The organism is Curtobacterium oceanosedimentum, assembly GCF_040545555.1.
GTDB lineage: Bacteria > Actinomycetota > Actinomycetes > Actinomycetales > Microbacteriaceae > Curtobacterium.
The window spans coordinates 1-19,031 of sequence record NZ_JBEPMD010000016.1; the positions used below are offsets into that span (position 1 = coordinate 1).

The 19,031-nt window shown below is 70.9% G+C and carries 17 protein-coding genes; 2 read left to right on the forward strand and 15 right to left on the reverse strand.

Annotated features, from left to right (window positions below):
- Nucleotides 1-392: 392 nt before the first annotated feature.
- From ABIC52_RS14330 to otsA, 13 genes are all read right to left on the reverse strand, one after another.
- Nucleotides 393-1,163: a fumarylacetoacetate hydrolase family protein gene (locus tag ABIC52_RS14330; RefSeq protein WP_209678210.1), complete on the reverse strand. Its 771-nt coding sequence runs from the start codon at nt 1,161-1,163 to the stop codon at nt 393-395.
- A 24-nt stretch (nt 1,164-1,187) separates the two neighbouring features.
- Nucleotides 1,188-2,318 (reverse strand): branched-chain amino acid aminotransferase, encoded by a 1,131-nt coding sequence (locus tag ABIC52_RS14335; protein WP_354027644.1) that lies wholly within the window; start codon nt 2,316-2,318, stop codon nt 1,188-1,190.
- Nucleotides 2,319-2,332: 14 nt separating this feature from the next.
- Nucleotides 2,333-3,400 (reverse strand): 3-isopropylmalate dehydrogenase, encoded by a 1,068-nt coding sequence (locus ABIC52_RS14340; RefSeq protein WP_126891705.1) that lies wholly within the window; start codon nt 3,398-3,400, stop codon nt 2,333-2,335.
- Nucleotides 3,401-3,408: 8 nt separating this feature from the next.
- The gene (serA, locus tag ABIC52_RS14345) at nt 3,409-4,998 is read right to left on the reverse strand and encodes a phosphoglycerate dehydrogenase (RefSeq protein ID WP_126891704.1); all 1,590 of its coding nucleotides are present in this window, start codon (nt 4,996-4,998) and stop codon (nt 3,409-3,411) included.
- A 163-nt stretch (nt 4,999-5,161) separates the two neighbouring features.
- Nucleotides 5,162-5,542 (reverse strand): hypothetical protein, encoded by a 381-nt coding sequence (locus ABIC52_RS14350; RefSeq protein WP_354027645.1) that lies wholly within the window; start codon nt 5,540-5,542, stop codon nt 5,162-5,164.
- Nucleotides 5,539-5,979: a hypothetical protein gene (locus ABIC52_RS14355; protein WP_126891702.1), complete on the reverse strand. Its 441-nt coding sequence runs from the start codon at nt 5,977-5,979 to the stop codon at nt 5,539-5,541. The genes ABIC52_RS14350 and ABIC52_RS14355 overlap by 4 nt, the downstream gene beginning before the upstream one ends.
- A gap of 50 nt (nt 5,980-6,029) precedes the next feature.
- A complete protein-coding gene (locus ABIC52_RS14360) occupies nt 6,030-7,220 on the reverse strand; it encodes a mannitol-1-phosphate 5-dehydrogenase (RefSeq protein WP_126891701.1) in 1,191 nt (396 codons plus the stop codon).
- Between the two features lie 231 nt (nt 7,221-7,451).
- Complete coding sequence (gene ilvC, locus ABIC52_RS14365; protein ID WP_209678219.1) at nt 7,452-8,477, reverse strand: ketol-acid reductoisomerase; 1,026 nt, start codon at nt 8,475-8,477, stop codon at nt 7,452-7,454.
- 96 nt (nt 8,478-8,573) lie between these two features.
- Nucleotides 8,574-9,074, reverse strand: coding sequence for an acetolactate synthase small subunit (gene ilvN, locus ABIC52_RS14370; RefSeq protein WP_126891699.1), 501 nt, complete (start codon nt 9,072-9,074; stop codon nt 8,574-8,576).
- The gene (locus ABIC52_RS14375) at nt 9,071-10,891 is read right to left on the reverse strand and encodes an acetolactate synthase large subunit (protein ID WP_354027646.1); all 1,821 of its coding nucleotides are present in this window, start codon (nt 10,889-10,891) and stop codon (nt 9,071-9,073) included. Before ABIC52_RS14375 ends, ilvN begins: the two co-directional genes overlap by 4 nt.
- A 45-nt stretch (nt 10,892-10,936) precedes the next feature.
- Nucleotides 10,937-12,631 (reverse strand): dihydroxy-acid dehydratase, encoded by a 1,695-nt coding sequence (gene ilvD / locus ABIC52_RS14380; protein WP_126891697.1) that lies wholly within the window; start codon nt 12,629-12,631, stop codon nt 10,937-10,939.
- Between the two features lie 141 nt (nt 12,632-12,772).
- Nucleotides 12,773-13,555: a trehalose-phosphatase gene (otsB, locus tag ABIC52_RS14385; RefSeq protein ID WP_126891696.1), complete on the reverse strand. Its 783-nt coding sequence runs from the start codon at nt 13,553-13,555 to the stop codon at nt 12,773-12,775.
- On the reverse strand, nt 13,548-15,134 hold the full coding sequence (gene otsA, locus ABIC52_RS14390; protein WP_126891695.1) for an alpha,alpha-trehalose-phosphate synthase (UDP-forming): 1,587 nt from the start codon (nt 15,132-15,134) through the stop codon (nt 13,548-13,550). The genes otsB and otsA overlap by 8 nt, the downstream gene beginning before the upstream one ends.
- A gap of 107 nt (nt 15,135-15,241) precedes the next feature.
- Here otsA and ABIC52_RS14395 point away from each other — a divergent pair, with 107 nt between their 5' ends.
- Complete coding sequence (locus tag ABIC52_RS14395; RefSeq protein ID WP_354027647.1) at nt 15,242-16,216, forward strand: magnesium transporter CorA family protein; 975 nt, start codon at nt 15,242-15,244, stop codon at nt 16,214-16,216.
- 21 nt (nt 16,217-16,237) lie between these two features.
- Here the strand turns inward: ABIC52_RS14395 and ABIC52_RS14400 are convergent, their stop codons facing one another.
- The gene (locus ABIC52_RS14400) at nt 16,238-17,389 is read right to left on the reverse strand and encodes an SLC13 family permease (RefSeq protein WP_354027648.1); all 1,152 of its coding nucleotides are present in this window, start codon (nt 17,387-17,389) and stop codon (nt 16,238-16,240) included.
- 93 nt (nt 17,390-17,482) lie between these two features.
- Between ABIC52_RS14400 and ABIC52_RS14405 the strand changes: the two genes are divergently transcribed.
- Nucleotides 17,483-17,674 carry a hypothetical protein gene (locus ABIC52_RS14405; protein ID WP_058728987.1) on the forward strand — a complete coding sequence of 64 codons (192 nt, stop codon included), beginning with the start codon at nt 17,483-17,485 and terminating at the stop codon, nt 17,672-17,674.
- A 106-nt stretch (nt 17,675-17,780) separates the two neighbouring features.
- On the opposite strand, the gene ABIC52_RS14410 is transcribed toward ABIC52_RS14405, so the two are convergent.
- Entirely contained in the window at nt 17,781-18,959 is a 1,179-nt protein-coding gene (locus ABIC52_RS14410) for a mechanosensitive ion channel family protein (RefSeq protein ID WP_126891692.1), read from the reverse strand.
- Between the last annotated feature and the right edge of the window lie 72 nt (nt 18,960-19,031).

Here is a 19,031-nt window from a genome sequence, read left to right on the forward strand (position 1 = left end):
ACCACAACCAAAGCTGCAATCGCACGGGGTCAATAAATTGGCATTGACAATGTGCACGCTGTTGAGTTCTCAAGGACCAGACGCACCCCCCACTCAGCACCACCCAAGTGGCACCTCATCAGAGGGGCTGGAAGTTCGTTGCCGGGGAAGAACCGTGGCGGACAAGATCCCCGGGTGAACCCGGTGACCGTCTCGGCCGTTCCGTTCTCCGCCTCAGCGGCAACGAGTGATTACTCTACGTTCGCCCGACCCACACCGCCAACACCGCTCACATCCCGGGCGTGTCGTCCCCCGACCTCCCCGAGGACTCGCGGAACGGCGAACGGCCCGCTCCCCTGCGGGAACGGGCCGTTCGGCCGTCGCGTGCGCTCAGTAGCGAGCGTCGCGTGCGCTCAGTGGCGAGCGATGACCGGGTTCTTGAGCGACCCGATCCCCTCGATGAGGACCTCGACGACCTCGCCGTCGCGGATCGCGCCGACGCCGGCCGGGGTCCCGGTGAGGATGACGTCTCCGGGCAGGAGGGTCCAGATGGACGAGACGAACTCGATCAGGGACGGGATGTCGTGCACCATCTCGCTGGTCGACGCCGCCTGACGCAGCTCGCCGTCCACACGGGTCTCGAGCCGGATGTCCGACGGGTCGATCTCGGTTTCGATGACCGGGCCGAGCGGGCAGAACGTGTCGAAGCCCTTCGCCCGAGCCCACTGACCGTCGCGGGCCTGCAGGTCGCGCGCGGTCACGTCGTTCGCGATCGTGTACCCGAGCACCACGCTGGCGAAGTCCTCACGACGGACGTTCTTCGCGAGCGACCCGATCACGATGGCGAGTTCGCCCTCGTGGTCGACCCGACCGACCTCGGCCGGCAGACGGATCGGGTCGTCCGGACCGATCACCGCGGTGTTCGGCTTGAGGAACACCACGGGGTCGTCGCCCGACCGCTCGTCCATCTCCGACGCGTGCTCGGCGTAGTTCAGCCCGACGCCGATCACCTTCGACCGCGGGATCACCGGCGCGAGGAGCTTGGCGTCGGCGAGCGGCACCCGCTCCCCCGTCGTCTCGAACCCCTGGTACATCGGGTCCCCCGCGAGGACGACCAGGTGGCGCTCGTCGAGGATGCCGTACCGCGGGTCTTCACCCGTGCTGCTGAACCGTGCGATCTTCACCGTTCGACCCTACCGATCCGCGGCTCAGGCCGGGTCCGTCAGGCGCGTCATCCACCCGTGCGGGTCGGGACGTCGGCCGTACTGGATGTCGGTCAGCTCCTGGCGGAGCGACATCGTCAGCTCGCCCGCACCGATGGTCGGCGAGCCGATCGTGAAGCCCTCGCCGCGGAGTTCCGCGATCGGCGTCACGACGGCGGCGGTCCCACAGGCGAACGCCTCGGTGATCGAACCGTCGGCGACACCGTCGCGCCACTCGTCGAGCGTGACCCGGCGTCGCTCCACCCGGAGCCCGCGGTCCTCGGCGAGCTGCAGGATCGAGTCGCGCGTGATGCCCTCGAGGATCGACTCCGAGTCCGGCGTGACGAGGGTGCCGTCCGCCTTGACGAGCACGACGTTCATGCCGCCGAGCTCCTCGAGGTACTTGCCTTCCTCGGAGTCGAGGAACATCACCTGCTGGCAGCCCTGCTCGTAGGCCTCCTGCTGCGGGAGCAGGGACGCCGCGTAGTTGCCACCGGTCTTCGCGGCACCGGTGCCACCCCGGGCGGCACGTGCGTACTTCGTCGACAGCCAGATGCTCACCGGCTTCGGTCCGGACGTGAAGTACGCGCCGGCCGGGCTCGCGATGCAGTGGTACGCGACCTCCTGTGCGGCCCGGACCCCGAGGAACGACTCGGTCGCGATCATGAACGGACGCAGGTACAGGCTGGTCTCCGGCGCCGAGGGGACCCAGTCGACGTCGGCACGGACGAGCTGCCGCACCGACTCGACGAAGACCTCGACCGGCAGCTCCGGGAGCGCGAGTCGACGGGCCGAGCGCTGGAAGCGGCGCGCGTTCGCGTCCGGGCGGAAGGACCACACCGAGCCGTCCGCGTGGCGGTAGGCCTTCATGCCCTCGAAGATCTCCTGCGCGTAGTGGAACACGCTGGCGCTGGGGTCGAGGGTGAGCGGCCCGTACGGGTGGATCGAGGCGCTGTGCCATCCACCGTCGAGCGACCACTCGACGGTGGCCATGTGGTCGGTGAAGTGCTTGCCGAAGCCCGGGTCGGCGAGGATCTCCTCGCGCTCGGCCGCGGCCCGGCGCTCGGGCGACGGCGTGCTCGCGAACTCGAGGGCGAAGTCGGTGTCGGTGTCGGTGCTCGCGCTGTCGTTGTGCATCGGGGTGACTCCTGTCAGGCGGTGGTGGTGCGTGCTGCGACCGCGGCGGCGATGGCGTCGCCGACCTCGGCCGTGCTGCGCGGCGTGGTGCCCCGGCTCGCGAGGTCGGCCTCGACCGCCTGCGTGACGGCCGCTGCCAGGTCCGCCCGACCGAGGTGGTCGAGCAGCAGGGCGACGGACAGGACGGCGGCGGTCGGGTCGGCGACCTGCTGGCCTGCGATGTCGGGCGCGGAACCGTGGACCGGCTCGAACATGCTGGGGAAGGTGCCGTCCGGGTTGATGTTCCCCGAGGCCGCCAGACCGATGCCGCCGCTGATGGCGCCGGCCAGGTCGGTGATGATGTCCCCGAACAGGTTGTCGGTGACGATGACGTCGAACCGACCGGGCTCGCGGACCATGTGGATCGTCACCGCGTCGACGTGCTGGTAGTCGACCGTCACGTCCGGGTGCTCCTCGGCGACCGCCGCGACCGTCCGCTGCCAGAGCGACCCCGCGTGCACGAGCACGTTGCTCTTGTGCACGAGCGTCAGGTGCTTCCGCGGGCGGCGGGAGGCGAGGTCGAACGCGTACCGGACGACCCGCTCGACGCCGTGCGCGGTGTTGAGGGACACCTCGGTGGCGATCTCGTGCGGCGTGCCGACGCGGATCGCGCCGCCGTTGCCGACGTACGGGCCCTCGGTGCCCTCGCGCACGACCACGAAGTCGACCTCGCCCGGGTCGGCGAGCGGGCTCGCGACCGAGGAGTGCACGGTCGTGGGCCGGAGGTTGACGTAGTGGTCGAACGCGAAGCGCAGCTTCAGCAGGAGACCGCGCTCGATGATCCCGCCGGCGAGACGCGGGTCGCGCGGGTCGCCACCGACGGCGCCGAGCAGGATCGCGTCGTGCTCGGTCAGGGCGGACATGTCGGCGTCGCTCAGGACGTCGCCCGTCTCGAGGTACCGCGCGGCACCGAGCGAGAAGGCGGTCTCCTGCACGACGAGGTCGTCCGGCAGCACGGCGTGCAGGACCTTCAGCGCCTCGTCGACCACCTCGGGCCCGATGCCGTCACCGCGAACGACCGCGAGCTTGACCGTCTGTGCCATGTCGTTCCCTACAGCGTGATGTCGATCTCGCGGAGCGAGGTCGCGTCGATGGTGGAGCGCACGTGCTCGAGGATCTCCGCGGGCACCGGCGAGTCCACCGTCAGGACGCTGAGCGCCTGGCCACCGGCCTCCTGTCGGGAGATCTGCATCGCCGCGATGTTGATGCCGGCGTCGCCGAACTCCTTGCCGTAGACCGCCACGATGCCGGGGCGGTCGGTGTAGACCATCACGACGTGGTGCGCGTCGAGGGCGACCTCGACGTCGTGGCCGTTGATCTCGACGAGCTTCTCGACCTGCTTCGCACCGGTGAGCGTTCCCGAGACGCTGATCGCGGGGCCGTCGGACTGGGCGCCACGGATCGTGAGCACGTTGCGGTACTCGGGGCTGTCGGCGTCCGTGATGAGCCGGACGCTCACCCCGCGCTGCTCCGCGATGAGCGGGGCGTTGACGTACGAGACCTGGTCGCTGACGACGTCGGTGAAGACACCCTTGAGCGCCGCGAGCTTCAGCACGCTGACGTCGTACTGCGCGAGCTCGCCGTGCACCTCGACGTCGATGCTCGTCACCGGCGAGGTCGCCAGGCCGGTGAAGACCTGGCCGAGCTTCTCCACGAGCGGGATCCCCGGGCGGACGTAGGGGTCGATGACACCGCCGGCGACGTTCACCGCGTCCGGCACGAGTTCACCGCCGAGGGCGAGTCGCACGGACTTGGCGACGGAGACGCCCGCCTTCTCCTGGGCCTCGTCCGTCGACGCCCCGAGGTGCGGTGTGACGACGACGTTCGGCAGCGCGAGGAGCGGCGAGTCCTTCGGCGGCTCGGAGACGAAGACGTCGAGGCCGGCACCGGCGATCGCGCCGGACGTGAGGGCGCGGTGCAGGGCGTCCTCGTCGATCAGGCCGCCGCGGGCCACGTTCACGACGAACGCGGTCGGCTTCATGAGCGCGAACTGCTCGTCGGAGATCATGCCCACCGTCTCCGGGGTCTTCGGCATGTGGATCGTCGTGAAGTCCGCGCGCCGGAGGAGGTCGTCGAGCGAGACCAGCTCGACGCCGAGCTGCTGCGCCCTGGCCGTCGTGACGTACGGGTCGTACGCGATGACCGAGACGCCGAAGGCCTGCAGGCGCTGCGTGATGAGCGCGCCGATGCGGCCGAGGCCGATGATGCCCACGGTCTTCTCGTAGAGCTCCACGCCGGTGTACGACGAGCGCTTCCAGGCGCCGGCCGCCAGGGACGCGTGCGCCGCGGGGATGTGCCGCGCGAGCGACAGGATGTGGCCGACCGTGAGCTCGGCGGCCGAGATGATGTTCGACGTCGGCGCGTTGACGACCATCACGCCGGCGGTGGTCGCCGCCTTGATGTCGACGTTGTCGAGGCCGACGCCCGCGCGGGCGACGACCTTCAGCTGCGGCGCCGCCGCGATGGCCTCGGCGTCGATCTTCGTGGCGGACCGCACCAGCACGGCGTGCGCGTCGGCGAGGGAGGACAGGAGCGCGGCGCGGTCGGTACCGTCCACGTTCCGGATCTCGAAGTCGGGCCCGAGGGCGTCGACGGTGGCGGGCGAGAGTTCTTCGGCGATCAGGACGACCGGCTTCGGCACAGCTGCAGTTCCTCACACGAGACGGGCGGTATCCCACCATCGTATCGACGCCGCGACCCGGTTACGACCGCACCATCGGTCCCCGACGGAACCACACACCGGTCTGGAGGCGCGGAACCGGCGGGCACCGCGCCTCCCGTCCGAGGGACGGTCGCGACGAACGTCAGAAGTCGAGCAGGCGCGGCACGAACAGTTGCAGGTCGAGCCAGAGCGCGCCCGCCGCGGCGAACGCGACGAGGAAGACGCCGATCGTCACCGACAGCCGCGAGCCGCGCGTCGCCCAGAGGGCGACCGCGAACGCGACGGGGGCGATCGCGATGTCGAGCACGAGCCAGCCCCACGGCGTGCTGCGCTGCAGCGACGAGCCGCCCGAGGTCGTCTCGAGGAACGTGTTGAAGGCGCGCACCGACTGCGAGACGGTCACCAGGTTCCCGACGCTCTGCACGGTCATGTACGCGAACAGCGCGCCGAAGACCACCCAGACGACGACACGGCCGACGAGCGGGGACGGAGTCCGGCGGGCCGCCGGTGTCGTGGCGGTCACCCGAAGCTCCTGGTCATGAGGAACGGCCAGGGGAAGAGCACGGCGGCGCCGAGCAGCATCCACAGCAGGCGCGTGCGGGTGCGGCGACCGCGGCCCGCCCAGAGCACCACGGTGAACCAGAGGGCCGGCGCGACGATCGACAGGAAGCGCAGCACCTCGACGAAGACGGTGAGCACGGTGTCGACGTTCGCGACGTACGAGGTCGACGCGGTGAGCAGCCACGCCACCGTGTACAGCAGGTAGAGCCCACCGAAGACACCGAACCCGACCAGGGCGCCGGAGGTCTCCGGGCGCTCCGGGTCGCGGCGCCCACGGCTCGTCACGGTGACCGGGTTGTGGGCCGCGTCGACGTGGGTCGCGTCGTCGGCGTCGCCCCAGCTGAGGGCGTCGTCGTCGTGGTCGACCGAGCCGTCGGGCGGGGATGCTGCCGTGGTCATGGGGACGATTCTACGAGGGACCCGCGACCGCCGACACCAGGCGGCGTCGCTCAGACGTCCGCCGGCTGGGTCTCGAGCACCTCGGCGACGACCCCGCGTACCGCCGGGAACAGCGGGTGGCTCTCGACGAGCCCGGTCAGGATCTCGGTCAGGGCGTGCGCCGTCGCACCGGAACGGAGCAGCGCGTGCAGCTCGATCGACTCCGGGTCGTTCTCGTCGTCGAACGCCAGGGCGACGCGGACGGCGCCGAGCAGGTGCTCGACGGGCATCCCGCGCTCGGCGAGCTGCGATGCCGGACCGATGAAGCGCTCGCGCCGCCCGAGCTTCCGCAGCGGGTTGCGCCCGACACGGGCCGTGGTGTCGGGCAGCAGCGGGTTCGCGATGCGCGTGAGGTTCGCTGCGACGTAGCGGGCGTGGTCGGCCGGGTCGAAGCCGTGCTTGGCGACGAGCAGTGCGGTCGTCTCGGCGAGGACCCCGTCGACCTCGGCGCGGACCTCGCGGTCCTCGAGGGCCTCGCGGATGAGCCGGATCCCGCGGACGAAGCCGTGGTACGCCGCGGTCGCGTGGGCGGTGTTCACCGTGTAGAGCTTCCGCTCGACGAACGGCTGCAGGTCGTCGACCCAGGTCACGCCGTCGATCTGCGGCGGTTCGGCCTGCGAGTCGGCGAAGGGGGTGCGCTCGATGACCCACTCGTAGAAGGGCTCGAGCACGACGTCGAGTCCACCGGACTGGCCGAGCACCCCGGACTGGTCCGGCACGATGCGGTCGATCGCGCAGTTCGCGAAGACGGCCGCGACGTGGCGGTCCTCGAGGATCGGGGCGCGTCGGATGCTGGCGTGTAGCGAGTCCGTCGCGTTGAAGGCGTTCTCGCACGCCACCACGGTGACGTCGCCGCGTTCGGGTGCGCGTGCCGCGAGTCCCTCGGCGATCACCGGGGCGACGAGCGGCAGGGTGCGTGCTCCGACCGCGGTCGTGACGACGTCGGCCTCGGCGATCGCCCGGACGACGCGCTCGCGGTCGGTCTTGCTGCTGAGGGCGCGGAACCCGTACACGAGGTGCTCGACGGGCTGCTCGCCGACCTCGTGCACCACGAAGCGGCCGGCGTCGTTGAGTGCCGAGACCACACGGTCGTCGACGTCGACGAAGGTGAGCTCGTACCCGCTCGCGACCAGGAACTGACCCACGAACCCGCGCCCGATCTTGCCGGCGCCGATGTGGACCGCTCGCTTCGTCACCGCCATCCGACGATCCTCCCACGTCGGAGGACCCGGTCGTGACCACTCCTCGCGACGCCGCCGAGCAGCGCTGCGGAACGGGTCGCGGGAGTGGAGCGCCCGGGTACGAGGACGCCACGAGGGCGCCGGGTGCTGGCGCTGGAGCTGGAGGAGTACGGGTGCATGTGGTCCGGGTCACGTCGCGAGGCGGCGGTGCGTCCGCACCGCCGCCTCGTCATCGAGTGGTCGCTGCGCAGACTACCGCGCGGCCGAGCCGTCGACGTAGTCGGCGTCGTTCGACTTCCACGCGAACAGCGCGCGGAGCTCGCGACCGGTGGCCTCGATCGGGTGCCCCTCGCCCTTCGCACGGAGCTCCTTGAACTCCGGTGCGCCGGCGTCCTGGTCCTCGATGAAGCGCTTGGCGAAGGTGCCGTCCTGGATGTCGGAGAGCACGGCCTTCATGTTCTCCTTGACCTCGGGCGAGATCACGCGGGGGCCGGAGACGTAGTCACCGAACTCGGCGGTGTCGGAGATCGACCAGCGCTGCTTGGTGAGGCCGCCCTCCCAGATCAGGTCGACGATGAGCTTGAGCTCGTGCAGGACCTCGAAGTAGGCGATCTGGGGCTGGTAGCCCGCCTCGACGAGGGTCTCGAAGCCGTACTGGATGAGCTGCGAGGTACCACCGCACAGGACGGCCTGCTCGCCGAACAGGTCGGTCTCGGTCTCCTCGGTGAACGTGGTCTTGATGCCGCCGGAGCGGAGGCCGCCGATGGCCTTGGCGTACGACCAGGCGAGGTCCCAGGCGCTGCCCGAGGCGTCGACCTCGACGGCGACGATCACGGGGACGCCACGGCCGGCCTCGTACTCGCGGCGGACGGTGTGACCGGGGCCCTTCGGCGCGACGAGCGACACGTCGACGCCCTCGGGCGCCTGGATGTAGCCGTAGCGGATGTTGAAGCCGTGGCCGAAGACGAGCGTCGCACCCTGCTTGAGGTTCGGCTCGATGTCGTCCTTGTAGACGATGCGCTGCACCTGGTCCGGCGCGAGGATCACGACGACGTCGGCGTTCTTCGTGGCCTCGGCCGGGGTGAGGACCTCGAAGCCCGCCTCGGTCGCCTTCTCGCGGCTCTTCGAGCCCTCCTTGAGGCCGATGACGACCTCGACGCCGGAGTCACGGAGGTTGAGCGCGTGGGCGTGGCCCTGCGAGCCGTAGCCGATCACGGCGACCTTCTTGCCCTGGATGAGCGTCAGGTCGGCGTCGGCGTCGTACACGATGTCAGTCACGAGGGTCTGTCTCCTTGGTTCTGGTGGCTTGTGGTGTGCGGACGGGAGGCGCGTGGCGGGGCCGCCACGAGCCTCCTGTCCGGAAGACGGGTGCGCTCAGCGCACGCGGTCGGTGATGCTCTTCGGCCCGCGGCCCATGCCGAGCAGGCCGGCGCGGGCGAGCTCCTTGACGCCGTAGGGCTCGAGCACCCGCAGGATCGCCTGGATCTTGCCCGGGTCGCCGGTCACCTCGACGATCAGCGAGTCGGTCGCCACGTCGACGACCTGCGCGCGGAAGAGCGTCACGGCCTCGAGCACGGCGGACCGGGTCTGGTTGTCGACGCGGACCTTCACGAGCATGTGCTCGCGCTGCACCGACTGGGAGAAGTCGAGCTCGACGATCTTGATGACGTTGACGAGCTTGTTGAGCTGCTTCGTCACCTGTTCCAGCGGCAGGTCCTCGACGTCGACGACGACCGTGATCCGGGACAGACCCTCGACCTCGGTGCCGCCCACGGCGAGCGACTCGATGTTGAAGCCCCGGCGGGCGAAGAGGCCGGCGACGCGGGTCAGCAGACCCGGCTTGTCCTCGACGAGGAGCGAGAGGACGTGGCTCATGCGGTTTCCCCCGTCATGTCGGCGTCCTCGTCGTCCCACGTCGGGGCGAGGGCCTGGGCGTACTCGATGGACGAGTTGCTGACTCCCTGCGGGACCATCGGCCACACCATCGAGTCGCGGCTGACCACGAAGTCGATGACGACCGGTCGGTCGTTCGTCTCGAGCGCGAGCCTGATGGCGTCGTCCACCTGGTCGGCACGCTCGACACGGATGCCGAGGGCACCGTAGGCGTCGGCGAGCTTCACGAAGTCCGGGACACGGCGCGTCCCGTGCCCCGTCTGCAGGTCGGTGAAGGAGTGTCGCCCGTCGTAGAACAGCGTCTGCCACTGCCGCACCATGCCGAGCGAGGAGTTGTTGATGATCGCGACCTTGATCGGGATGTCGTTGATGACGCAGGTCGCGAGCTCCTGGTTCGTCATCTGGAAGCAGCCGTCGCCGTCGATCGCCCAGACCACGCGGTCCGGCTCGGCGACCTTCGCGCCCATCGCCGCGGGGACCGAGTAGCCCATGGTCCCGGCGCCGCCGGAGTTCAGCCAGGCGTTCGGCCGCTCGTACTGGATGAACTGTGCGGACCACATCTGGTGCTGGCCGACCCCGGACGCGAACACGCCCTCCGGACCGGTGAGCTCGCCGATGCGCTTGATGATCGCCTGCGGTGCGAGCAGCCCGTCGGTCGGCTCCGTGTACCCGAGCGGGAAGTCCCGTCGGAGCTGGTCGAGCTTCGCCCACCATGCGCTGGTGTCGGCGCGGTCGGCGGCCACGTCGCCCCACGCGTCGAGCAGGTCGACGAGGACCTCGCGGGCGTCGCCGACGATCGGCACGTCGGCGTAGCGGATCTTCGAGATCTCGGCGGGGTCGATGTCGACGTGCACGACCTTGGCGAGCGGCGCGAACTCGTCGGCCTTGCCCGTCACGCGGTCGTCGAACCGGGCGCCGAGGGCGACGATGAGGTCGCTCTCCTGCAGGCCGAGCACCGCGGGCACCGTACCGTGCATGCCCGGCATGCCCAGGTGCTGCTGGTGCGAGTCCGGGAAGGCGCCGCGGGCCATGAGGGTCGTGACGACCGGCGCGCCCGTGGCCTCGGCGAAGCGCAGGAGCTCGGCGGACGCACCGGAGCGGACGACACCGCCGCCGACGTACAGCACCGGGCGCTCGGCCTCGGCGAGCAGCTGCGCGGCCGCGGTGATCTGCTTGCCGTGGGCCTTCGTCACCGGGCGGTAGCCGGGCAGGTCGATCTTCGGCGGCCACACGTAGGGCGCCGACTTCTGCTGGGCGTCCTTCGTGATGTCGACGAGCACCGGGCCCGGGCGACCGGTGGTGGAGATCTGGTGCGCCGCCGCCAGGGTCGCGGGGATGTCGGCCGGGTCCGTGACGAGGAACGAGTGCTTCGTGATCGGCATCGTGATGCCGACGATGTCCGCCTCCTGGAAGGCGTCCGTCCCCATCAGCGTCGAGAACACCTGGCCGGTGATCGCGATGAACGGTACCGAGTCCATGTAGGCGTCGGCGATGGCGGTGACGAGGTTCGTCGCGCCGGGGCCGGACGTCGCGATGGCGACACCGACCTTGCCCGACGCCGAGGCGTAGCCCTCGGCGGCGTGGCCGGCGCCCTGCTCGTGCCGGACGAGGATGTGCCGGATCGTCGTCGACGCCATGAGCTCGTCGTAGAAGGGGATGATGGCGCCGCCGGGCAGGCCGAAGACGTCGGTGATCCCGAGGTGCTCGAGCGTCCGGAGGACGGCTCCCGAGCCGGTCAGGATCTCCGGCGACCGGCGTGCACCGGCTGCGGCGGACAGCGGAGTGGCTTCCGTGGGCATGAGGTGGTCCTTGCCTGGAGGGATGGCGGTTCGAACGTGTCGACGCTAGCCCGTGACCGCGCCCTTGGCGGCGGACTGGACGAGCTTCGCGAACTTCGCGAGGACTCCGCGGGTGTAGCGCGGGGGCAGCGGGGCCCAGCCTTCTCGGCGGGCCTCCAGCTCGGCGTCGTCGACCAGTAGGTCGAGCGAGCGAGCCGCGATGTCGACACGGATGCGGTCGCCATCGCGCACGAATGCCACTGGACCTGCGTCCACGGCTTCCGGTGCGATGTGGCCGATGCACAGGCCGGTTGTGCCGCCTGAGAATCGTCCGTCCGTCAACAGTAGTACATCCTTGCCCAGTCCAGCGCCCTTGATGGCCGCGGTGATGGCGAGCATCTCGCGCATGCCGGGGCCGCCCTTGGGACCCTCGTAGCGGATGACCACGACGTCGCCCTTGGCGATCTTGCCCTCGGTCAGGGCGTCCATGGCGGCGCGCTCGCGGTCGAACACCCGCGCGGGGCCCTCGAACACCTCGGCGTCGAAGCCGGCGGTCTTCACGACGGCACCCTCGGGCGCGAACGAGCCCTTGAGGATCGTCAGACCACCGGTCGCGTGGATCGGGTTGTCGAGCTTCCGGAAGACCTCGCCGTCGAGCTCGGGCGGGTCGATCTCGGCGAGGTTCTCGGCGAGGGTCCTGCCCGTGACGGTCATCACGTCGCCGTGCAGCAGACCGGCCTCGAGCAGCGCCTTCATGATCACCGGGATGCCGCCGTTGCGGTCGACGTCGACCATGACGTACTTGCCGAAGGGCTTCATGTCGGCCAGGTGCGGGACCTTCGAGCCGATGCGGTTGAAGTCGTCGAGGCTCAGGTCGACCTCGGCCTCGTGCGCGATGGCGAGGAGGTGCAGGACGACGTTGGTCGAGCCTCCGAGGGCCATGGCGACGGCGATGGCGTTCTCGAACGCTTCCTTCGTCAGGATCTGGCGAGCGGTGAGCCCGAGGCGCAGCATGTTCACCACGGCCTCGCCGGAGCGGCGGGCGTAGTAGTCACGGCGGCGGTCGGCGCTCGGCGGAGCGGCGGACCCCGGCAGCGACATGCCGAGGGCCTCGGCGACGCTCGCCATCGTGTTCGCCGTGTACATCCCGCCGCAGGCGCCCTCGCCCGGGACGATCGCGCACTCGATCTCCTTGAGCTCGGCCTCGCTCATGGTGCCGGCCTTGCACGCACCGACACCCTCGAAGGAGTCGATGATCGTGACCTCCTTGAAGGAGCCGTCGGCCTGCTTCACGTAGCCCGGCATGACCGAGCCCGCGTAGAGGAAGACGCTCGCGAGGTCGAGGCGCGCAGCGGCCATGAGCATGCCGGGGAGCGACTTGTCGCAGCCCGCCAGCAGCACCGTGCCGTCGAGGCGCTCGGCGTTCACGACGGTCTCCACGCTGTCGGCGATGACCTCACGCGAGACGAGCGAGAAGTGCATGCCCTCGTGGCCCATCGAGATGCCGTCGGAGACGGAGATGGTGCCGAACTGCAGCGGGTACCCGCCGCCGGAGTGCACGCCCTCCTTCGCGCCCTGCGCGAGGCGGTCGAGCGAGAGGTTGCACGGGGTGATCTCGTTCCAGGACGAGGCGATCCCGATCTGCGGCTTGTCCCAGTCTGCGTCGCCCATCCCGACGGCCCGGAGCATGCCACGCGAGGTGGTCGCTTCGATCCCGTCGGTGACGACCCGGCTGCGCGGCTTCACGTCGATGTCAGGCATGGAGGCAGTCTAGGACCAGTTGGGATACCACCCGTGACACGACCCCCGGACGGGAGGCGCGGGGCCGGGTCGTCAGCGCGTCGCCTCACGCGACCTCAGTCGCAGGCTCCTTCGGGGCGCGTCGCGAATCGCTGGCGCGATTCACCGAGCAAACCGCGCCCGGGCCAGCTGCTTCAGGACGTCGGTGAGCGCCGCCGGGTCCGCCACGCGGTGTCCGGCGAGCGTGTCACCCTCCCCCACCTTCACGCCGACGTCGCCGTCGCGGAGCACCCGGAAGGCGTCCTCGTCGGTCACGTCGTCGCCGGCGAAGAACACCGCGTCCGCGCCCCGGAGCTCGCGCAGCCGGTCGATCGCGTCGCCCTTCGTGACGTGCCGGACGGCGAACTCGACGATGTCCTTGCCGCCGCGTTCGAGCACCTCGGGGTCGGCCTCGTGCGCGGCCTCGCTCGCGGCGGCGTTCGCCTCGGCCGCGACCTCGGCGCCCACCCGACGCGTGTGGATGCCGTGCCCGGCGGGCTTGTGCTCCACCACGACGCCGGGGAAGCGGGCACCGACCTCGTCGAGCGCTGCGCCGACCCGGTCGACCCGGGCGCGTTCGTCGTCGCTCAGCGCGGCCTCGTCGTGGCCGTCGACGCGCCACTCGACACCGTGCGACCCGACGAGCGCCATGCCCTCGGGCGCGTGCGACACCCGGGCGAGCCCGTCGAGCGGACGGCCGGACACGAGGACCACCTCGGTGTCGCGGGCGCGCTGCAGGGTGAGCACCGCAGCCCACGAGCCGGGCAGCGCCCCGACCTGCGCCGGGTCGTCGGCGAAGGGTGCGAGCGTGCCGTCGAAGTCGAGCGCGACGAGCAGTCGCGGCGCAGCCGCGAGCGTCTCGAGGGCCGAGCCCAGGGCGGACCGGTCGGTGGACGTCTCAGGCACCGCGCGCCTCCCGGGTGTCCTCGGCCGCGCGCGCCTTCTGCGCGTCCTGGTCGAAGATCGACATCCCGTCGTCCTCCGCCTCGCGGTGCCGCTCGGCGCCGTCCTCGGACGGGTCGATCCTCGACCCCCGCGGGGCGTGCCGGTCGAGCGCCTCGAGGAACGAGCGCGACCAGCGCGCCACGTCGTTGTCGCGGACCCGCTTCCGGAGCGCACGCATGCGCGTCGAGCGCTCCCGGCGCGGCATCTCGATCGCGCGCTGGATCGAGTCCTTCAGCGCGCCGATGTCGTGCGGGTTGACGATCACCGCCTGCTTCAGCTCGTCCGCGGCTCCGGCGAACTCGGACAGGATCAGCACGCCGTCGTTGTCGAACCGGGCCGCGACGTACTCCTTCGCGACGAGGTTCATGCCGTCGCGCAGGGCCGTGACGAGCATGATGTCGGCGGCGAGGTACAGCGCCACCATCTCCTCGCGCGGGTACCCGTGGTGCAGGTACGCGATCGGCTGGTGTCCGATCACGCCGAGGTCGCCGTTGATCCGGCCGACGGTCAGCTCGATCTCGTCGCGGAGCGCCGCGTAGGTGTCGACCCGTTCGCGGCTCGGGCTCGCGACCTGCACGAGCGTGGCGTCCTCGACCTTCACCCGGCCGTCCTCGACGAGCTCGCCGAACGCCTTGATCCGGTGCCGGATGCCCTTCGTGTAGTCCAGTCGGTCGACGCCGAGCAGCACGGTCGTCGGGTTGCCGAGGCTCTCGCGGATCTCCCGCGCACGTTCCTGCACCTCGGGCCGGTGTGCGATCGCCTCGAAGCTCTCGGCGTCGATGGAGATCGGGAAGTGGCGCGCCTCGACGTGCCGCACGGTGATGCCCTTGCGGCTCCGCGGGGCGGCCGGGTCGTCCACCGGGACGTCGATCGTCGAGCCCTTGGTCGTGTAGCCCTTGATGTGCCGGACGGCCCGGAGAAAGTCGCTCGCGTCGTCCTGCCGCTGGAAGCCGATGACGTCGGCGCCGAGCAGCCCGTCGAGGATCTGCGCGCGCCACGGCAGCTGTGCGTAGATGCCGACGGGCGGGAACGGGATGTGGTTGAAGAACCCGATGGTCAGGTCGGGGCGGCGTTCGCGGAGCATCGCGGGCAGGAGCTGCAGCTGGTAGTCCTGCACCCACACGATGCCGTCCTGCTCGACGATCTCGGCGATCTGGTCGGCGAAGCGGGCGTTGACGCGCTTGTACGCGTTCCACCAGTCGCGGTGGTAGCTCGGGTGCTCGATGACGTCGTGGTACAGCGGCCACAGCGTGTCGTTGCTGAAGCCCTCGTAGTACTCCTCGACGTCCTCGCTGCTGAGCGGCACCGGGACGATGTGGATGCCCTCGTTGTCGAACGGAGCCACCTCGACGTCCGGCTGGCCGACCCAGCCCACCCAGGCGCCGTCGTTGGCGCGCATGACCGGCTCGAGCGCCGTCACCAGGCCGCCGGGCGAGTGCCGCCAGCCCTCGTTGCCGTCCGCGTCGACGACGCGGTCCACGGGGAGGCGGTTCGAGGCGACGACGAAGGCGTAGCGGTCCGGGTCGGTGTCTGCTGCCATGGGGTGGTGGTGTCTCCGTTCCCCCCGGCTGGTGCGCCGGGATCGACGCCGACGGTACCAGCGGAGGGCCACCGGGCTCTCGGTCCGTCGTCACTAGGCTCGTCGGCATGGTCATGACACGGGCGTGGCGGGACGGCACCGCGGTGGAGCGGGACTTCCCCGTCGAGCGGGTGTCCGACCTGCTCGACCGCGACGACGGCACCTTCGTGTGGGTCGACCACGTGGACCCGACGCCCGCCGAGCTCGGCCAGGTCGAGGACGAGCTGGGCGTGCACGCGCTCGCGGTCGAGGACGCCCTCGAGCGGGGGCAGCGTCCCAAGCTCGACCGCTACCGCGACAGCCTGTTCCTGGTGGTCTACGACGTCGACGGCCTCGACGCCGAGGGCGACCTCGTGACCCACGAGGTGAAGGCCTTCGTCACGCGGCACGCCCTCGTCACCATCCACGGTCCCGACGTCGACCTGCGCTCCGTCGAGCGGCGCCTCGACGCGAACACCGACCTGTCCGACCGCGGGGTGCCGTGGCTCGTGTGGGGGCTCCTCGACGCCGTGGTCGACCACGCCACGTCGGCGGTCGAGGACATCGAGGCGCGCATCGACGACCTCGAGGACGACCTCTTCGAGCACGGCAACCCGCGCGAGCAGCAGATCCAGCGCCGGTCCTTCCGGCTGCGGAAGGCCCTCGGGGTGCTGCGTCGTCAGGTCGTGCCGACGCGGGACAGCGTCGGGGCCCTGCTGCACGGTGACGCCGAGACGATCGTCGACGGCGTCCGACCGTACTTCCGGGACGTCGAGGACCACCTGGTGACGATCGCGGACTCGGTCGAGCAGCTCCGCGACTCGGTGTCGAGCGTCCTCGACACGAACCTGAACCTGGCGTCGAACCGGCAGAACACCGTGATGAAGAAGGTGACGAGCTGGGCGGCCATCATCGCGATCCCGACCGCCATCACGGGCTTCTTCGGGCAGAACGTGACGTTCCCGGGCGAGGGGCACTGGAGCGGGCTGGCCGCGTCGGTGTCGCTCATCGTCGCGACGTCCCTCGTGCTCTACCGCGTGTTCAAGAGCAAGGACTGGCTGTAGCGGACGGGCGCCCGCTGCGCGTCAGAGCTGCAGGGCCAGCACGCCCGCGACGACGGTGAGCGGCGCGACGACGCACCCGAGCGCCATGTAGCGACCCCACGACAGGTGCACGCCCTCGGCCGACAGCCGCGCGTGCCACAGCAGCGTCGCGAGCGACGCCCACGGCGTGATCAGGCAGCCCGCGTTCACGCCGACCAGGAGCGCGGCGTACCGCAGGGCCTCGTGCCCGGCGGCCGGCTCGAGCACCAGGTAGGCGGGCAGGTTGTCGATCGCGTTCGCCGCGACACCGCCGGCGCCGCCGAGCAGCAGGAGCGACCCGGTGTCGGTCCCACCGGAGACCGCCTGCACGATCGGGTCGGTCAGGCCCGTGGCGTGCAGGGTCTCGACGACGACGAACAGCCCCGCCGCGAAGACCAGCGTCGACCAGGGCACGCGGGACGGCCGGAGCTCGGACGGCGCGCGGAAGGCGGCGACCAGGACGAGCAGCGCCGCCGCGACGAGCGCCGCGACCCACACCGTCACGCCGGCGGTCAGCGCGGCCACGAGCAGGACGAGCACGACCGACGCCGCCCAGAAGAACAGCGGGTCGCGCGGCCGTCGGACGTCGACCGGCGTGTACCGGCCGAAGAGCTTCCCGCGGAACACCACGAGGAGCACCGCGCACGGCACGACGACCCCGGCGAGCGCCGCCCACACCATGAGGCCCGCGAAGGGGATCGGACCGTCGAGGCCGATCCCGTCGACGGCGAGCAGGTTCGTCAGGTTCGACACCGGCAGCAGGAGCGACGCCGTGTTCGCGAGCCAGACGGTCGTGAGCGCGAAGGGCATCGGCGGGAGCCCGACCCGACGGGCGAGCGTGATGACGATCGGGGTGAGGAGCACCGCCGTCGTGTCGATGCTCAGGAACACCGTGCAGACCACGGCCAGCACCACCACCGCGGCCCAGAGCCCGATCGTGCGCCCGCCGCCGACCCGTGCTGCCAGGTCGGCGAGCCGGTCGAAGACGCCGGCGTCGGCCGCGAGCTCGGACACGATGGTCAGTCCGAGCACGAACGCGAGCACCGGGACGACCCGGTCAGCCAGCACGCCGAGGTCCGACAGGGGCAGCAGGCCGAGCGCGACGCACACGGCGCCGACGACGAGCAGGACTCCCCCGATGACGGCCTGACGCACGGTGACTCCTCGCTCTGCACACCGGCAGGGCGACCGGCGGCGCTCCAATGTAGCGGCCGGTAGCGTGGCGGGGACGACCAGGAGGAGGAACCCGTGCGGAAGTTCATGTTCAGCGGTGCGGTGTGGAGTTCGATCATCAGCGGCTACAGCGTCGTGCAGACCACCAGGCAGGGGCCGCGCGACTGGCGACTGGCCCTCACGTGGATCGCGTGGCTCGCGACGACGATCGTCGCGCTCGGCACGGTCGTCGAGGACGACCGCGCGGTGAAGGCGCGCCAGCGCTAGGACGCTCGTCTCGGTCTCGGACGCGACCGGGAGACGGACGGGAGGCGCGGTACCGGCTGGTACCGCGCCTCCCGTCCGTCGTGTGGTGGCGTCGCGGACCGCCGTGTCAGCGCTCCGGCGGGACGTCCTCCGGGCGGATGCCGGACGTCTGGATCGGGCCGGTGAAGAGCGCGGTGCGTTCGTCGCCCTCGCGGAAGAGCGCCGCGTCCTGCTCCTCGGTGCGGGGGCGGCGCTCGCCGACCCGCTCGGTGCCCTGCGTGACCTGCACCCGCTGACGGGGCAGCGCGTCCGGGTGCTCGCGCTGCACCCACTCGACCATCTCCTCGCGGACGTAGCAGCGCAGGTCGAACAGGCCACCGGCGTCCGGTGCGGAGACCAGGATGCGGACCCGCACGAGTCCGCTCACCGCGTCGGTGACCTGGAGGACCTTGGTGCGGCCGTCCCAGATCGTCGACGTGGACAGGATGCGGTCGAGCTCCTCGCGCATCTCGGTCGGGCTGATCCGCCAGTCGAGGTCGAACTCGACGGCACCGAGGAGCTCGCTGCCGGTGCGGGTCCAGTTCTCGAACGGCGTGGACGTGAAGTAGGTCGACGGGAGCACGAACCGGCGGTCGTCCCAGAGGTGCACGACGACGTAGGTCAGGGTGATCTCCTCGATGCGCCCCCACTGCTGCTCGACCACGACGACGTCGTCGACGCGGATCGACCCGGAGAACGCGAGCTGCATCCCGGCGAAGACGTTACCGAGCGTTGACTGCGCGGCGAGGCCGGCGACGACGGAGATGAGCCCGGCAGACGCCAGGACGCTCGCCCCGGCTGCCTCGACCCCGGGGAAGGTGAGCAGGATGGCGCCGACGGCGATGATGACGAGGACGGCGACCGTGAGCCGGCGGATGATCAGGACCTGGGTGCGGATGCGTCGGGCGACCCGGTTGTCCGGGACGTCCACGCGGTAGCGGTGCAGGCCGAGGTCCTCGAGGAAGATCGCGATCTGGCAGGCGAGCCAGCACCCGACCGCGATCGTGACGATGAGGAACGCGTGCGAGACCTCGTCACGCCACGGGTACGCGTCCGGGTCGCGCGGGATGCTCGACGTGAACGCCGTCCAGAGCAGGGCGGTGAGCAGGAGCGAGCGCGCCGGGTGCTTCGTCCGTCGGGACAGCACCGCGGCCCAGCGTTCCCGGCGCGCGATCGTCCGGAGCACCAGGTGCAGGACGAGTGCGGCGGCGGCGGTCACGAGCAGGGCGATCCCGATCGCGACGAGGAGTCGGAGGAGGGTGTCCATCCGTCCATGCTGTCGGACCGGCCCCGCTGCGCGTTCAGCGTCGGCGGACCTGTGGTGTCGTTCAGGGAGCGG

What these genes read in the sequence shown, in the direction of transcription:
- ilvN (WP_126891699.1), bottom strand. Translation starts at nt 9,074, where the DNA reads ATGAGCCACGTCCTCTCGCTCCTCGTCGAGGACAAGCCGGGTCTGCTG.
- otsA (WP_126891695.1), bottom strand. Translation starts at nt 15,134, where the DNA reads ATGGCAGCAGACACCGACCCGGACCGCTACGCCTTCGTCGTCGCCTCG.
- ABIC52_RS14410 (WP_126891692.1), bottom strand. Translation starts at nt 18,959, where the DNA reads ATGGACACCCTCCTCCGACTCCTCGTCGCGATCGGGATCGCCCTGCTC.
- ABIC52_RS14360 (WP_126891701.1), bottom strand. Translation starts at nt 7,220, where the DNA reads ATGGCGGTGACGAAGCGAGCGGTCCACATCGGCGCCGGCAAGATCGGG.
- ABIC52_RS14340 (WP_126891705.1), bottom strand. Translation starts at nt 3,400, where the DNA reads ATGGCACAGACGGTCAAGCTCGCGGTCGTTCGCGGTGACGGCATCGGG.
- ABIC52_RS14335 (WP_354027644.1), bottom strand. Translation starts at nt 2,318, where the DNA reads ATGCACAACGACAGCGCGAGCACCGACACCGACACCGACTTCGCCCTC.
- ABIC52_RS14355 (WP_126891702.1), bottom strand. Translation starts at nt 5,979, where the DNA reads ATGACCACGGCAGCATCCCCGCCCGACGGCTCGGTCGACCACGACGAC.
- ABIC52_RS14375 (WP_354027646.1), bottom strand. Translation starts at nt 10,891, where the DNA reads ATGCCCACGGAAGCCACTCCGCTGTCCGCCGCAGCCGGTGCACGCCGG.
- ABIC52_RS14395 (WP_354027647.1), top strand. Translation starts at nt 15,242, where the DNA reads ATGGTCATGACACGGGCGTGGCGGGACGGCACCGCGGTGGAGCGGGAC.
- ilvD (WP_126891697.1), bottom strand. Translation starts at nt 12,631, where the DNA reads ATGCCTGACATCGACGTGAAGCCGCGCAGCCGGGTCGTCACCGACGGG.